The sequence below is a fragment of the Paenibacillus sp. MB22_1 genome (assembly GCF_047200555.1).
GTDB lineage: Bacteria > Bacillota > Bacilli > Paenibacillales > Paenibacillaceae > Fontibacillus > Fontibacillus phoenicis.
In genome coordinates this window covers 2,310,947-2,325,080 of the sequence record NZ_JBLADV010000001.1, presented here as the reverse complement: position 1 = coordinate 2,325,080, position 14,134 = coordinate 2,310,947, and the positions used below count along the sequence as shown (strand labels likewise).

The window sequence follows — 14,134 nt, the reverse complement described above, 5'->3', positions numbered from 1 at the left end:
GGGAGAGATGAGAATGAATTTACAATATGTGAAAAGGTTCGCCACTGCGGCGGCCCTGAGCTTGATGCTGGTGATCGCCGGTTGCGGCGGGGGTGGACAGCCCGCAGGGAATGCTGCCAATTCGGCGAATGCCGCAGAGAAGACAGCAGGCAATAACGAAGCGGTGAATGCGAAACAGCCGTTGCGGATTCAAACGAGCTTTTACCCGATCTACGAATTTACGAAGCAGGTGGCTGGCGATCTGGCGACGGTGGAGCTGCTCGTTCCCGGCGGTGTGGAACCCCACGATTGGGAGCCTAGTCCTCAGGATATTCGGAAGCTGACGGAATCCGATCTGCTTATCGTAAACGGTGCCGGAATGGAAAGCTGGCTGGAGCAGGTGGAGGCCTCTGCATCCGGCGGCAAGCCGGAGATCATTGAGGCCAGTGAAGGGATTACGCTGATGGAAGGCGGAGAAGAAGAGGAGCATGGGCATGACGAGGAGCATGCAGCCGAAGAAGAGCATGCCGACGGGGATGAGCATGACGCAGATCACGCTGCGGATCACGACGCAGATCATGAAGCCGAAGCTGGAGAAGCCGCTCACGACTCCAATCATGATCATGGCCACGATCACGGCGGGCTGGACCCGCATGTTTGGTTGTCACCGGCGCTGGCAGTCCAAGAGGTTCGCAACATTGAAGCCGCCTTGGCGAAGGCTGACCCGGAGAACGCCGCGAACTATAAGCAAAACGCCGACGCATACGTTGCCCAGCTAGAGCAATTGGATCAAGATTTCGCCAACGCGTTCGCTAATGCGAAACGCAAGGATTTTATCACACAACATGCGGCATTTGGTTATTTGGCTCAGGAGTACGGGCTGACTCAAGTGCCGATCGCCGGGTTATCCCCTGACCAGGAGCCGTCAGCGGCGCAGATGACGGAGATCGTGAAGTTCGCCAAGGAGCATCAGGTGAAGACGATTTTCTTCGAGACGTTGGTTTCTTCCAAAGTAGCCGAGACGATTGCCCGGGAAATTGGAGCGAAGACAGCGGTCCTGAACCCGATCGAAGGACTGACGGCCGAAGACGAAGCAGCTGGCCGGGACTATCTGTCGCTGATGCGTCAAAATCTTGAAGCTTTGAAAGCTGCGTTAAACGAGTAACTTCACTGGATACGATATGTGCTCCATAAGCAAAGCAGCCCAAAGCCACATTAGGCAAGGGCTGCTTTTTTATCGAATGTTTTTACCATAGAAGATTTCATCCATTTCGGTGACCAGCATCTCGGTAATCTGCTTTTGCTCTGCGGGAGACAGATCGTCCTTCGTGTACCCAAACAGATAGTTGTTTAAATCAAATTGCTTCAACTTGCATTTCGTGTGAAAAATATGCTCCGGGTACACATTAACATCAATCATCTGATACTTCTCGATCACTTCATCGGGAATATAGTTCTGGATCGAGCTGATATCGTGGTCGATGAACAGCTTGTGGCCGTTAATGTCGCGGGTAAAACCGCGCACGCGGTAATCGATGGTCATGATGTCCGCCTCGAAGGAATGGATCAGGTAGTTTAGCGCCTTCAGCGGCGAGATCTCCCCGCAGGTCGAAACGTCGATGTCGGCGCGGAACGTGCTGATGCTCTCTTTCGGATCGTATTCAGGATACGTGTGGACGGTGATGTGGCTTTTGTCGAGCTGTATCACCACAGATTCTGGCAGCGGTCCGGGCGATTCGTCAAACGACTCGGTGGGCACCTCCACCACGGGGCCTTCAGAAATCAGCATTGTTACACTGGCCCCCTGCGGAACGTAATCCTGGTTCGCGATATTCAAAATATGAGCGCCAATAATTTCGGAGACGGTGCTGAGAATTTTCGTCAGGCGGTCGGAATTGTACTGGTCGTCGATATAGGCGATATAGGCTTCGCGTTCCTGTTTGGTCCGGGTGTAACAGACATCGTACATATTAAAGCTTAACGTTTTGGTCAGGTTGTTGAACTCATGCAGCTGAATGCGCTGCTCCGGCGTCAACTTCATGAGAGATCCCCCTTAGCATAGGTATACCCTATTGGTTATTCCCTTTTCTTCTGGAAATAAAACGTTCCGCTGCTGCTGTATCCCCATCTGGTGAATCGATGTCTAGTCTTTCGGGTCCTGAATCGAATCTGCTGGAGATGTCTTCCTTCCCTATGATTCCCACCTTATGTTAGTTTGACAGAAATAGCATTCATATTGTATCCTACAATCAAATTGAATTAGACCTCACTTTCTAGCAATGGTGGGGTAGAGGCGCGATATTTAACAGTCTTCGGTGGAGCTTGAGCAGGCGATGAGCCCGGGGAGAAGGAAATGTCGCCGAAGCGGTATACAGGCTCACTGTATGCTGCTGGGCCTGCAGTTAATAGCTGCAGGACTGTCTTGGTAGATGACCCGATCTATCAAGTTGCGCTATCTCGTCGAGGGGAAAGTGGGTGTCAGGACGGAAATGAACCCATCAAACGGCCTCGGTGTGTATCCGAAGTCGTTTTTTTGTTTCTGTTTTTATCGATTCATTATTTTGTATGGAGAGTGAAGAAAAATGAGAAAAACCTGGTCGTTATCCATCCTCATGTTATTGTCGGCGGTGCTGATCCTTGCAGGGTGCGGCTCTTCCTCCGGCGGCAAAGACGATAATACGTTTAAAGTAGGGCTCGAAGCGGGGTACGCTCCGTTTAACTGGACGCAAAACGATGATTCCAACGGCGCGGTTCCGATTGACGGCAGCTCCGAATACGCGGGCGGCTACGATGTGGAAATCGCCAAGAAGATTGCCGACGGCCTCGGCAAGAAGCTGGTGATCGTCAAGACGGAATGGGACGGTCTGGTTCCGGCGTTGACCTCCGGTAAGATCGATGCCATTATTGCCGGGATGTCCCCGACCGAAGAGCGTAAGAAGACGATTGATTTCTCGGATAACTACTATAAATCAAACCTGATTATGGTGGTGAAAAAGGGAGGCCCTTATGAAGGAGCTACCTCGATCCAAGATTTCAGCGGCGCGAAAATTACGGCCCAACTGAATACGTTCCACTATTCCGTGATCGACCAAATCAACGGGGTGAACAAGCAACCGGCGATGGATAACTTCCCGGCAATGCGCGTGGCCTTGGAATCCGGAACGATTGACGGTTATGTATCCGAGCTTCCGGAAGGCGTCAGCGCCGCAACCGCGAATGAGAATTTCGCTTACGTGGAATTCCAGGACGGCTTCACCACCTCGGATGATGACACCGCCATCGCGGTTGGGCTCGAGAAGGGCAGCGACTTGACGGCGAAAATCAACGAAATTCTCGCGGGCATTTCCGAAGATGAACGGTCCGCGATTATGAACGATGCGATTAAGAACCAACCTGCAGCGAACTAAATAAAGCACGGGACATAAGCCGGCTGCAATGGGATTGCAGTCGGTTTTATGCGGTGCGGGAGGAAATCAAATGACTTACGAGTGGATCATCCAAATTATTACCGATAACTGGCCCATGTTTTTGCGTGGAGCCGGGGTAACGTTATATATCTCGCTCATCGGCACGATGATCGGTGCGGCGATTGGTCTGTTGGCCGGCGTGATCCGAACCATTCCGGTGCCGGAACGCGGGCTCAAACACTGGCTGCTGAAGATCGTTAACGGCCTGCTGACCATTTACATTGAATGCTTCCGGGGAACGCCGATGATCGTTCAGGCGATGGCGATTTTTTACGGATCGTCCCTGCTGTTCAATTACGATATGGACCGGACGTTTGCGGCGATCTTCATCGTTTCCATTAATACGGGAGCTTATATGGCCGAGATCGTGCGCGGGGGCATCTATTCGGTGGACAAAGGGCAATTTGAAGCCGCCCATGCGATTGGGATGACCCATTGGCAGACGATGCGCAACGTGGTGCTGCCGCAGGTCATTCGCCATATTTTGCCGGCGACGGGCAATCAATTTATTATTAACATCAAGGATACCTCGGTGCTGAACGTCATTTCCGTGTCGGAACTGTACTTTATGACCAAGTCGATTGCCGGGAACAACTTCCGGTACTTTGAATCGTTCTTTGTGGCCAGCGTGTTGTATTTGATCATGACGTTAACCGTAACGAAAATTTTACAGCGTATCGAAAAAAGGCTGGACGGCCCCGAAAGCTATACGCTGCAGCGCTAGCAGAAAGCAGGAGTGAGGATGGACAAGGTAATCGAAATTCGGCATTTGAGCAAATTTTTTGGTACCCACGAGGTGCTTAAGGATATCAATCTGTCGGTCAGCAAAGGAGAAGTCGTCAGCATCATTGGCTCCTCCGGTTCCGGCAAATCCACGCTGCTCCGCTGCATCAATCTGTTGGAGAAGCCGAGCGGCGGGGAGATTATCTACAATGGCAACAATATTTTGGAGGATCTGCAGAAGGCCTCGTTGTACCGCCGGCATTTGGGGATGGTGTTTCAGCAGTTTAACCTGTTCAACAATCATGACGCGCTGAGCAACTGCGTCGTGGGACAAGTCAAGGTGCTGAAGCGCTCCAAGGAAGAAGCGACTGAAATCGCGATGAAATATTTGCGGGATGTCGGGATGGAGCAATACATTCATGCCAAACCGAAACAGCTCTCCGGCGGACAAAAGCAGCGGGTAGCCATCGCCCGCGCCTTGTCGATGGACCCGGACGTACTGCTGTTCGACGAGCCGACCTCGGCGCTGGATCCCGAGATGGTGGGCGAGGTGCTGAAGGTTATGAAGGAGCTGGCCTACTCTGGACTAACGATGATCGTCGTTACCCACGAGATGGAGTTCGCTCGGGAGGTGTCCGATCGGGTCGTGTTTATGGACCAGGGGGTCATCGCCGAAGAGGGAACGCCAGAGCAGATCTTTAATGCACCGAAGCAGGAGCGGACGAGAGAGTTCCTGAAGCGGACGTTAAATCGGGAAGGGTAAGACGAGTCAAATGGAGATAGCGGCGGAACCTGGATGTAGATCTGGGCTCCGCCTTTTTTTGTCCCCATTCGTGCGGGCATCGATCAGGATCGCGGCGTTTGCTCCCTGTAATTGAAGGAATGCCAAACCCCAAAGTTATCCTTGACGTTGATCGTGCGTCTCCCGCCCATGGAGGCATCGACGTAGTAAGGGTAACGGCGGCTGGCGGTAAAATGACCGCGGTACGCGCCGGCAAACGTTACCGGCACAATCTCAAACCGGATCTCGCGGGGGGTTACGCTCAGAACACGGGGCGTCTGCGTGGAGTTGCCATAGTTGCTCTCATGCGTTTGCTGGACGCTGCTATCCGCTTTTAGCATATTGATGTCGCTTTGCATCGCGGTGATCGTTTCTCGCAGGCCGGTCACATCGGGAGCTCCGCCAATCTGCGGGATGCAGAGCCGTTGTCCCACCCGCAGCGAGTTCGGATCCACTCCCGGGTTCGCTTCAAGGATGCTGGCGACGGTAACGCCGTATTCCTGCGCGATCTGATACAGCGTATCGCCGCGTTCGATGATGCGGGACACATGATTCGGCGGGCAGGAGGGGATGCAGATCACCTGGCCGATTTGCAGGTTGTTCGGGTCAAGGCCCGGGTTCGCGGCTAAGATGCGCGTGACGCTTGATTCCAGCCGGAACGCGATGATGTTCAGCGTATCCCCAGGCTGCACCGTGTAGGGGTAGTGCTCTGCGGGGCATTGCCGATAATAATGGGAGTTAAACAATAGAACTTCCCCTTTCGTTTAGGCTTCTTCCTATACCGTATGCGATGCTTGGGCGTCGGTTACTGGAATCTCGCTGCGGACGGGCCGCTGTCTTCGGCAATCAATGGGGCTGCATTGCGGATCGACGGAGGCTTGGTGCGCAGCATCGTTTGAGTTCCTTACAAATCCGGAATCTGCCAATCGATTTCAGCTAAACCTTTCGAGCGCAAAAATTGATTGGCCCGCGAAAACGGCCGACTGCCCAGAAATCCCCGATGAGCCGACAAAGGGCTGGGGTGCGGTGACTTGATCAAATGATGCTCGCGGTTTGTGATCAGGGCCGCTTTTTTCTGGGCATGGCTGCCCCACAGCAGGAACACGACCGGCTCCCGCTTCTGGTTGAGCGTTTCGATCACCTTGTCAGTGAATGTCTCCCACCCGATGTCCTTATGGGAGTTCGGGGTATCGGCCCGCACGGTCAGGACGGTGTTGAGCAGCAGCACGCCTTGCTTTGCCCATGGGACCAAATAGCCGTTGTTAGGGATACGGCAGCCCAAATCGTCCCGCAGTTCCTTGAACATGTTCTGCAGGGAAGGCGGAGCTTTGACCCCCGGTTTGACGGAGAAGCTGAGCCCATGTGCCTGTCCTGGGCCGTGGTATGGATCCTGGCCGAGAATCACCACTTTGGTGTCGGCGAAGGACGTATAATGGAGCGCGTTAAATATATCATACATATCGGGATAAATCGTTCGGGTACGGTATTCATTCGCCAGAAACTGGCGCAGCTGCAAATAGTACGGTTTCTTGAATTCGGGCTCCAGGAAGGGGGCCCAATCATTGTGAAGAATCGTCAAGCCGAGTCACCTCGCAAGTTCTAGAATGCTTAAGTAGACTTCGACATCAGCGAGCCTAGTTCCTCCTTGACGCGTGCGAAGGCGCTCGCTTGCTTGGAACACCGTGCTAGAATTCAATATAATAGAGGTAATGTACTAACGGGCGGGAGGACAGGCGATGAATAAGCAGGAACAGGTACTCCTGGAATTCAGGAATTTATTTAATAAACTGGTCTGGCTCAATAAAATGAAAATAGAAGACCGACTGAAAGGGGTTAAGCCTTCCGAAGTCCATTGTATCGAGGCGATTGGGAAGCAGGCGGAGCCCAATGTGACTCGGCTTGCTGAGACCCTCTATATGACGCGAGGAGCCATTACGAAATTAACGAAGAAGCTGATGGACAAAGGTCTGATCGAAAGCTATCAGAAGCCGGACAACAAGAAAGAAATCTATTTTAAACTGACCGCGCAAGGTCAGAACATTTTTGATATCCACGAAGAGTTGCATGAGGAACTGCAAGCGCGCGATCAAGCCGTATTTGAGCAGGTGACGGAGGAGCAATTTGATCAGATGCTGCACTTTATTGAACGATATAGCCGACACTTAGATGAGGAAATGAAGAAACAAGGGATCTCCCTGCACGACATCAGCAGGAAGTGATTTGGCACAACACATAGTTAAATTCCAGGCAGTCCACTCGATTAGGAGCGACTGCTTTTTTTTGTTTCGATAATTGTTGACAAGGAAACAATAATACGTTATGTTTTTGTTGACACAGAAACAAAATGACTATAATAACATCCGAGAGGAGAATCCCATGCAGAACGTAAAAGAGAAAGGAAGAGAGTTACCTAGAGAAATCCTCATGGCTGCCTGGGCAATTGCCCTTGGAGCCATTGCTCCTATGCTTGATTCAACGATGGTGAATATCGCGATCGATATCCTCACCAAAGATTTTCAGACGACGCTGGATATTATTCAATGGTCCATCACTGGTTATGTGCTTGCCCTTGCGATGGCGGTACCGGTCTCCGGCTGGCTGATGAACCAATTTAACGGGAAGAAGATTTTTGTCGGCGCCGTTGTTGCTTTTGGCATTATCTCCGTCTTTGTCGGCTTCAGTTGGAATGTCTTCAGCTTTATATTTTTTCGCTTGGTGCAAGGATTTAGCGCCGGGATCATTACCACGCTGATGTTCACGCTTCTAGTCAAAACCGCAGGGCCGGATTATCTGGGGCGAGTGATGGCGATCGTCAGCACACCGATGATTTCTGGCCCCATCCTGGGACCGGTCATCGGAGGCTTCATCGTTCAATGGGCGTCCTGGCAATGGATTTTTTTCATTAGTGTGTTGATTGTTCTGATCTCCGCACCGCTGATGATGAGAAAAATCCCCAACTTCGAGCCGTTCAACCGAGACAGCAAACTAGATGTCATTGGGATCGCCTGCTTGTCCTTCATGAGCGCTGCTTTGATCTATGGCATTACAAAGGCGGCGGACCATGCCTCGTTTAACAATCCCGAGACTTTGTTATGGGTGGGCATCGGCCTTGCTTTAGCCGTTATCTATTTCGCGTACAACCGTTTCACGAACAATCAAACCGTACTCCCTTTGAACCTGTTTGTGCATCGGAGTTTTCTGGCTTCCAGTGTTGGACTGTTTCTGGCGAATATGGCCATTATGGGACCGATGCTCATCTTGCCGTTGTTCTTTCAAAATTTCCGGCATTTCACGGCCATTGAAGCTGCGCTTGCGTTAATTCCCCAAGGCCTAGGGATGCTCGTTACCCGTCCGTTGATCGGCAAAATGATCGATCGGATCGGCGCGAAATACGTGGTGATAGTCAGCCTGATTCTATCGCTGATCGGGTCCGTTCCGCTGATCTTTATCACTGATCAAACGAGCATGGTATGGATTTCCCTTGTCTTGTTTATTCGGGGATCCAGCATCGGGGGCATTAATCTCCCGTTAACGAGTGACGCCTATACGGGACTAAACGATCATCAGCTCTCGGAAGCCGGCGTTGGGATCAATATCATCGAGAACCTGGGTGCCAGCTTTGGCTCAGCGGTGATCGCCACTGTTGTTGCAACAGTCGTCCAAGGCCTGCAACCCACGGTGGCAAATAGCTTAAAGGGCTATCACGCCGGATTCCTGGTTTCCACCCTCGTCCTCATTCTGATTTTTATCCCCGGGCTGTTCCTCACCCATAAGAAGAGGGCGATGAGCTCATAAAACAAGCCGCGAGGTTCTCCTCGCGGCTTCAGTTCATTCTTTATTTATCAAGCCATTGGAAATGGAAGGTGCCTTCTTGGTCAACGCGTTCGAACGTATGGGCGCCGAAGTAGTCGCGTTGGGCTTGCAGCAGGTTAGCAGGCAACCGCTCGGAACGGTAGCTGTCGTAGTAAGCCAGAGCGGAGGAGAAGGCCGGTACCGGAATGCCGCGGGTTACAGCAGTGGCAACCACTTGTCTCCAAGCGTCTTGGTAGTTCTCGACGACATTCTTGAAGTAATCGTCGAGCAGCAGGTTTTTCAGATTCGGGTCGCGATCGTACGCATCTTTAATATTTTGCAGGAAGCGAGCCCGAATGATGCAACCGCCGCGGAAGATCATGGCGATGGCGCCATAATTCAGATCCCAGCCATATTCCTCGGAAGCGAGACGCATTTGCGCGAAGCCTTGGGCGTACGATGCGATCTTGCTGGCGTACAGCGCCTTGCGGACCGCTTCAATGAATGCTTCCTTATCGCCGTCATACGGCTGGGTGGCCGGACCGTTCAACCGTTTGCTGGCGGCCACGCGTTCGCTCTTCATTGCGGAGATGAAGCGGGCAAACACCGACTCGGTGATGATCGACAGCGGTACGCCAAGATCGAGGGCGCTTTGGCTCGTCCATTTGCCAGTACCTTTCTGGCCGGCGGAGTCCAGGATCACGTCCACCATCGGTTTGCCGGTAGCTGGATCCTTCTTGCCAAAGATGTCTGCCGTGATTTCGATCAGGTAGCTGTCCAGCTCACCGCTATTCCATTCCGTAAAAATCTTGTGCAGTTCATCAACGCTCAGCCCCAGCACATCCTTCAACAAATGGTACGCTTCGCCGATTAGCTGCATATCCCCGTACTCGATCCCGTTGTGAACCATTTTCACGTAGTGGCCGGCACCGTCCGGGCCGATGTAGGTGGAGCAAGGATCGCCGTTCACTTTGGCCGAAATCGCCGTCAAGATTGGCTCAACCAATTCGTAGGCGTCCCGTTGGCCGCCAGGCATGATCGCCGGGCCTTTCAGCGCGCCTTCCTCGCCGCCGGATACGCCGGCGCCGATAAAGCGGATGCCTTGGGCTTCCAGCAGCTTGTTGCGGCGCTGGGTGTCCGGGAAGTGGGCGTTCCCGCCGTCGATCAAGATGTCCCCTTTCTCAAGGTAAGGGACCAGTTGGTTGATCGTGTCGTCGGTTGGCTTGCCGGCTTTCACCATAATTAGAATTTTACGCGGCGTTTCCAGCGATTGCACAAATTCCTCGATGCTGTAGGTGCCAACGAAATTTTTGCCCGGCGCTTCCTCCAGCAGTTCTTTGGTTTTCTCAGGCGAACGATTATACAATGCAACGGAGAAGCCTTTGCTTTCGATGTTAAGCGCGAGGTTCTTGCCCATGACGGCGAGACCAATCACGCCGATTTGTTGTTTTTTCATATATACCTACCTCCAAACCTATCCTCTCTAATCTATGAGGTAAAGCTCTTATTTTACGGATTTCTTCCAATCGGCCGCGAACTTCTCCAGCCCTTGATCCGTCAGCGGATGTTTGGCCAGTTGTTCGATGACCGCGAACGGAATAGTAGCGATATGCGCTCCAGCTAAAGCTACGCGGGTAACGTGATCCGGATGGCGGACAGAAGCGGCGATGATTTGCGTATCCAGGGTATGCACACGGAACAGCTCCGCAACTTTCGATACTAGCTGCACGCCGTCTTCGGAAATGTCGTCCAAGCGGCCGAGGAACGGCGATACATAAGTAGCGCCTGCACGAGCGGCCAGCAAAGCCTGGTTGACCGTAAAGATCAAGGTGACGTTGGTCTTGACACCTTTTTGCGCCAAATATTTGGTTGCTTCGAGACCTGCCAGCGTCATTGGCAGTTTAATCGTGATTCGTGGATCATGGTTGTTGATTTTGATCAGCTCTTCCGCTTGGGCAATCATCTCTTCGGCTGTGACTGCATCCGGCGTGACTTCCGCCGAAACGGACTCCACGTCGGGGACGGCCTTCAAGATTTCCTCAATGCGGTCCTCGAACTTGACGCCTTCTTTGGCGACGAGGGAAGGATTGGTTGTCACCCCGGATAAGACGCCGATTTTATGGGCTTTTTTAATGTCTTCCAGATTGGCCGTGTCAACAAAAAATTTCATCGTAATCCCTCCAAATTTATAAATTTTAGATTTGAACGATCAGGGACAAAAAGTTCCGTATTCCCCCTTATTTGATGGACAAGGACTCTTGAGACGATGGGTTACCGGTGCTCTCTGCGGAGGTTGCCGCTTCGCTATCGCGGTCGAACCACCACTCGAACCCGTCTTTGGCCAGCAGCTCGTAGGCCGCTTGCGGGCCGAAGCTGCCTGCCGGATATGGATATAACGGCACCTCATTCGCAGCGTAAGCATCCAGGATTGGCTGCACCCATTTCCAGGACAACTCGACCTCATCCCAATGCGCAAAGAAGGAGGAGTCGCCGCGAAGTGCGTCATAAATCAGGTTCTCATAGGCTTCAGGCACTTCACTGCCGCTCTTATGGGAGCCGATCAGCACCTTCGTGAGATCCTGTTGCTGAGCTTCGCCTTCCGTATTCAGACGCAGGTAAATGCTCTCGTTCGGGCTGATTTCGAACACGAGCAAATTCGGTTTACCGCCGTTGTTGGCTGTGGAGACTTGCTTCACCGGCTCGCGGAACTCAATGACGATCCGTGTGGCTTTCTCCTTCATGCGTTTGCCGGTACGGATGTAAATCGGAATTCCGCGCCAGAAATCGTCATCGATTTGCAGTTTGGCTGCGATGAAGGTATCGTTTTGGGAATCCTGCGGGATCCCGGCTTCGTCTTTATAACCGACAACCGGTTTCCCTTGAATGGTCCCGCTTGTATATTGACCGCGGACCACTTGGGTTGGGACGTCTTGACGCAGCAGCGGCTCCAGTGATTGCATCACATGCTTCTTCTTCGAGCGCACTTGCTCCGAATCGTCGCCTTTCGGCAGATGGGCGGCAAGCATCATCAGCAGCTGCAGCATATGATTCTGGAACATATCGCGCAAGGCACCGGAATGGTCGTAATACCCGGCTCTTTCCTCAACGCCAACGGTTTCGCTGGCCGTAATTTGCACGTTTGCGATGTAACGGTTATTCCAGGAAGCCTGGAGCACCGGATTCGTTTGCTGCAGCAGATGAAGCTTCTGTACCATCGGTTTGCCGAGGTAGTGGTCGATGCGGAAAATTTCCTCTTCGGTAAAAGCTTTGCTAAGCTGTGCATTGAAATCGCGGGCGGATTGGAGATCGCGGCCAAACGGTTTTTCAATGACAAGCCGTTTCCAGCCTTTCGTGTCGCCTAGTCCGCTGTCTTGAATATGGTTTGCAATTGTCTCGAACAGCTCTGGACCAACCGACAGATAAAATAACCGATTGGGCTCCGCCCCTAGGGCCTGTTCGCGTTCTTCAACGAGCTTCAGCAGGCTTTGATAGTCTTCCTTGCGGTCGACGTTCAGGACATGATAGCGGAAGAAGCTGAGAAATTTGTTCACAGCCTCTGCATCGCTGGCTTCCCGTCGTGAAAAGCTGTGCAGAGATCGTTCGATGTTTGCCTTAAAGGTTTCATCGGACCATTCTCTGCGGCCCAAGCCGATTACGCTAAAAACTTCCGGCAGCTTTCCATCCAAAAACAAATTAAACAAGGCAGGGTAAATTTTGCGTTTCGCTAGATCCCCAGTTGCCCCAAACAATACAAACGTATTGGCATCCATCTAGGTTCTCTCCTCTCAGCATAGCTTTTCTCTTATCCATTAATGGAATACAGGTTCTCTGTTTGTGGGATCCGGGATGTTGCCCATTCCCAACCTCTAAGCTATGGATTATTTGGAATGACTCCAATATAATACGAATATCACCATAGGTGAAATTAATATATTTGACAGGAGCTATAGACCAGGTTTATGACAAACAATTATGAACTATATAAAGTGTTTTATTGGGCAGCGAAAACCGGCAGCTTAACCCAAGCAGCCAATGCGTTGTTCCTGACGCAGCCCAGCGTCAGCCATGCCATCAAGCAGCTGGAGGAAAGCTTTGGCCTTTCGTTGTTTTACCGTAACTCCAAAGGAGTGTCGCTGACGCAGGAGGGCGCGATCTTGTACTCGTATATCGAGCAATCGCAGATCTTGATCTCCCTGGCGGAGAAAAAGATGGCCGAGCTCAAAAACCTCGAGACCGGTGTTCTGCGGATCGGCGGCAGTGACTCGTTGTTTAAGCATTACTTGCTTCCGTATTTGGAGGATTTTCATCGACGGTATCCGGACGTCGGGATTCAGCTGCTTCACGGGACAACTCCGGAGATCATGGGTTTCTTGAAGGAGGGGAAGATCGACCTGGGCGTAGCCCGGATGCCGATCGTCGATCCGCATATCGAAGTGCGGGAGGGCATTCAGCTGCAGGACTGCTTTGTGGCCGGCTGTGCCTATGCCAATCTCAAGGACAAAGTGATTTCGCTGGAAACGCTGCTGGAGCACCCGCTGATCTTGTTCTCGCGCAACAGCCGCGCCCGCATGGCGATCACCGAGCTGTTCTATGAATATGGCTACGAGCTGAAGCCTGAAATTGAGGTTGGCAGCGTCGACCTGCTGATCGAATTGGCGCGCAAAGGACTGGGAATTTCTTATGTGGCCCGGGAGTTCGTGTCGAAGGAACTGGAGGACGGCTCGCTGTTTGAAATCAAACTGGACGTAGAGCTGCCACCGTCCCAGGTGGGCATTATGAATATGCGGAACGTGCCGCTTACGACTGCAGCCCAGAAGTTTATGGAGGAATTCCGGTTATTTCGAAAATAACTATAATAACAAGAAGGGAGGGAATTGCTAGTAAGGAATCCCTTCCTTTCTTCATGTTGTGAATAGCTCGTTTAAGTTCCCCCAATCAGCTTTTAGCAGCTTCTTTAACAATTCGACCTGCTCGGTTCCAAGAGCATCCGCAATAATCTGCTCCAGCGCTGCCTTGATGGTGGCGTTCTTCTCATAACAGCTTTCGCCCAACGGCGTTAATTTCAAGCTTTTTTCCTTCTTGTTATGCTGGGCTGGTATGACCTCAACCAACCCTTTGGCTTCCAAGCTCTTAATGAATTTGTGGGTCGCCTGCCGCGAAATATCCACCTGTCTTGTTACCTGCGAAATCGTTGGATTTTGCTGATAAATCCTTGCCATGATAAACCATTCTGAGTTGGAGATATATATCTCGTTCCGTTCGTTCCACACCTGCTCACAGAGGGAGCGAAGCTGGACATGACGTTCGCTAATCAGATCGATCAGGTTCAAAGATTCAAATTTGGGATGCATGGAATCCCTCCATTTCCGTTCCTGTTGCTAGTTCTCCTACA

Annotated in this window: 14 protein-coding genes and 1 riboswitch; of the genes, 7 read left to right on the top strand and 7 right to left on the bottom strand. The window is 51.9% G+C overall.

From position 1 onward, the window contains the following. Positions 1-13 precede the first annotated feature (13 nt). On the top strand, positions 14-1,144 hold the full coding sequence (locus ACL02P_RS10980) for a metal ABC transporter substrate-binding protein (protein ID WP_009226085.1): 1,131 nt from the start codon (positions 14-16) through the stop codon (positions 1,142-1,144). Between the two features lie 69 nt (positions 1,145-1,213). Here ACL02P_RS10980 and speD read toward each other — a convergent pair whose 3' ends face one another. Then, positions 1,214-2,020, bottom strand: coding sequence for an adenosylmethionine decarboxylase (gene speD, locus ACL02P_RS10975; RefSeq protein ID WP_009226086.1), 807 nt, complete (start codon positions 2,018-2,020; stop codon positions 1,214-1,216). A gap of 239 nt (positions 2,021-2,259) precedes the next feature. After that, positions 2,260-2,442: riboswitch (Lysine riboswitch) on the top strand. A gap of 119 nt (positions 2,443-2,561) precedes the next feature. On the opposite strand from speD, the gene ACL02P_RS10970 reads away from it, so the two are divergent. From ACL02P_RS10970 to ACL02P_RS10960, 3 genes are all read left to right on the top strand, one after another. Further along, positions 2,562-3,386: a transporter substrate-binding domain-containing protein gene (locus tag ACL02P_RS10970; RefSeq protein WP_009226087.1), complete on the top strand. Its 825-nt coding sequence runs from the start codon at positions 2,562-2,564 to the stop codon at positions 3,384-3,386. A 70-nt stretch (positions 3,387-3,456) separates the two neighbouring features. Further along, entirely contained in the window at positions 3,457-4,170 is a 714-nt protein-coding gene (locus tag ACL02P_RS10965; RefSeq protein WP_036645970.1) for an amino acid ABC transporter permease, read from the top strand. A gap of 18 nt (positions 4,171-4,188) precedes the next feature. Then, a complete protein-coding gene (locus ACL02P_RS10960; RefSeq protein WP_009226089.1) occupies positions 4,189-4,932 on the top strand; it encodes an amino acid ABC transporter ATP-binding protein in 744 nt (247 codons plus the stop codon). Positions 4,933-5,015: 83 nt separating this feature from the next. Here ACL02P_RS10960 and ACL02P_RS10955 read toward each other — a convergent pair whose 3' ends face one another. Together ACL02P_RS10955 and ACL02P_RS10950 are read right to left on the bottom strand one after the other, a co-directional pair. Next, positions 5,016-5,696: a LysM peptidoglycan-binding domain-containing protein gene (locus tag ACL02P_RS10955; RefSeq protein ID WP_412837240.1), complete on the bottom strand. Its 681-nt coding sequence runs from the start codon at positions 5,694-5,696 to the stop codon at positions 5,016-5,018. A gap of 158 nt (positions 5,697-5,854) precedes the next feature. Continuing rightward, positions 5,855-6,529 carry a uracil-DNA glycosylase gene (locus ACL02P_RS10950; RefSeq protein WP_323076072.1) on the bottom strand — a complete coding sequence of 225 codons (675 nt, stop codon included), beginning with the start codon at positions 6,527-6,529 and terminating at the stop codon, positions 5,855-5,857. Between the two features lie 157 nt (positions 6,530-6,686). Here ACL02P_RS10950 and ACL02P_RS10945 point away from each other — a divergent pair, with 157 nt between their 5' ends. Both ACL02P_RS10945 and ACL02P_RS10940 read left to right on the top strand, forming a co-directional pair. Continuing rightward, positions 6,687-7,169 carry a MarR family winged helix-turn-helix transcriptional regulator gene (locus tag ACL02P_RS10945; RefSeq protein WP_009226092.1) on the top strand — a complete coding sequence of 161 codons (483 nt, stop codon included), beginning with the start codon at positions 6,687-6,689 and terminating at the stop codon, positions 7,167-7,169. Between the two features lie 157 nt (positions 7,170-7,326). Next, complete coding sequence (locus ACL02P_RS10940; RefSeq protein ID WP_412837239.1) at positions 7,327-8,745, top strand: DHA2 family efflux MFS transporter permease subunit; 1,419 nt, start codon at positions 7,327-7,329, stop codon at positions 8,743-8,745. Between the two features lie 40 nt (positions 8,746-8,785). Here ACL02P_RS10940 and gndA read toward each other — a convergent pair whose 3' ends face one another. From gndA to zwf, 3 genes are all read right to left on the bottom strand, one after another. Then, positions 8,786-10,198, bottom strand: coding sequence for an NADP-dependent phosphogluconate dehydrogenase (gene gndA, locus ACL02P_RS10935; protein WP_260069824.1), 1,413 nt, complete (start codon positions 10,196-10,198; stop codon positions 8,786-8,788). A 48-nt stretch (positions 10,199-10,246) separates the two neighbouring features. Further along, positions 10,247-10,912, bottom strand: a complete 666-nt coding sequence (gene fsa / locus ACL02P_RS10930; protein WP_323076074.1) for a fructose-6-phosphate aldolase — start codon at positions 10,910-10,912, stop codon at positions 10,247-10,249. 67 nt (positions 10,913-10,979) lie between these two features. Beyond that, positions 10,980-12,512 (bottom strand): glucose-6-phosphate dehydrogenase, encoded by a 1,533-nt coding sequence (gene zwf / locus ACL02P_RS10925; RefSeq protein ID WP_339301785.1) that lies wholly within the window; start codon positions 12,510-12,512, stop codon positions 10,980-10,982. A gap of 189 nt (positions 12,513-12,701) precedes the next feature. Here zwf and ACL02P_RS10920 point away from each other — a divergent pair, with 189 nt between their 5' ends. After that, positions 12,702-13,592, top strand: a complete 891-nt coding sequence (locus ACL02P_RS10920) for a LysR family transcriptional regulator (RefSeq protein WP_009226097.1) — start codon at positions 12,702-12,704, stop codon at positions 13,590-13,592. A 51-nt stretch (positions 13,593-13,643) separates the two neighbouring features. On the opposite strand, the gene ACL02P_RS10915 is transcribed toward ACL02P_RS10920, so the two are convergent. Beyond that, complete coding sequence (locus tag ACL02P_RS10915) at positions 13,644-14,093, bottom strand: MarR family winged helix-turn-helix transcriptional regulator (RefSeq protein ID WP_009226098.1); 450 nt, start codon at positions 14,091-14,093, stop codon at positions 13,644-13,646. Between the last annotated feature and the right edge of the window lie 41 nt (positions 14,094-14,134).

Bases quoted from the DNA above. Each gene is read 5' to 3' on its own strand.
- ACL02P_RS10980 (WP_009226085.1), top strand. From the start codon at position 14: ATGAATTTACAATATGTGAAAAGGTTCGCCACTGCGGCGGCCCTGAGC.
- speD (WP_009226086.1), bottom strand. From the start codon at position 2,020: ATGAAGTTGACGCCGGAGCAGCGCATTCAGCTGCATGAGTTCAACAAC.
- ACL02P_RS10970 (WP_009226087.1), top strand. From the start codon at position 2,562: ATGAGAAAAACCTGGTCGTTATCCATCCTCATGTTATTGTCGGCGGTG.
- ACL02P_RS10965 (WP_036645970.1), top strand. From the start codon at position 3,457: ATGACTTACGAGTGGATCATCCAAATTATTACCGATAACTGGCCCATG.
- ACL02P_RS10960 (WP_009226089.1), top strand. From the start codon at position 4,189: ATGGACAAGGTAATCGAAATTCGGCATTTGAGCAAATTTTTTGGTACC.
- ACL02P_RS10945 (WP_009226092.1), top strand. From the start codon at position 6,687: ATGAATAAGCAGGAACAGGTACTCCTGGAATTCAGGAATTTATTTAAT.
- ACL02P_RS10940 (WP_412837239.1), top strand. From the start codon at position 7,327: ATGCAGAACGTAAAAGAGAAAGGAAGAGAGTTACCTAGAGAAATCCTC.
- gndA (WP_260069824.1), bottom strand. From the start codon at position 10,198: ATGAAAAAACAACAAATCGGCGTGATTGGTCTCGCCGTCATGGGCAAG.
- fsa (WP_323076074.1), bottom strand. From the start codon at position 10,912: ATGAAATTTTTTGTTGACACGGCCAATCTGGAAGACATTAAAAAAGCC.
- zwf (WP_339301785.1), bottom strand. From the start codon at position 12,512: ATGGATGCCAATACGTTTGTATTGTTTGGGGCAACTGGGGATCTAGCG.
- ACL02P_RS10920 (WP_009226097.1), top strand. From the start codon at position 12,702: ATGACAAACAATTATGAACTATATAAAGTGTTTTATTGGGCAGCGAAA.
- ACL02P_RS10915 (WP_009226098.1), bottom strand. From the start codon at position 14,093: ATGCATCCCAAATTTGAATCTTTGAACCTGATCGATCTGATTAGCGAA.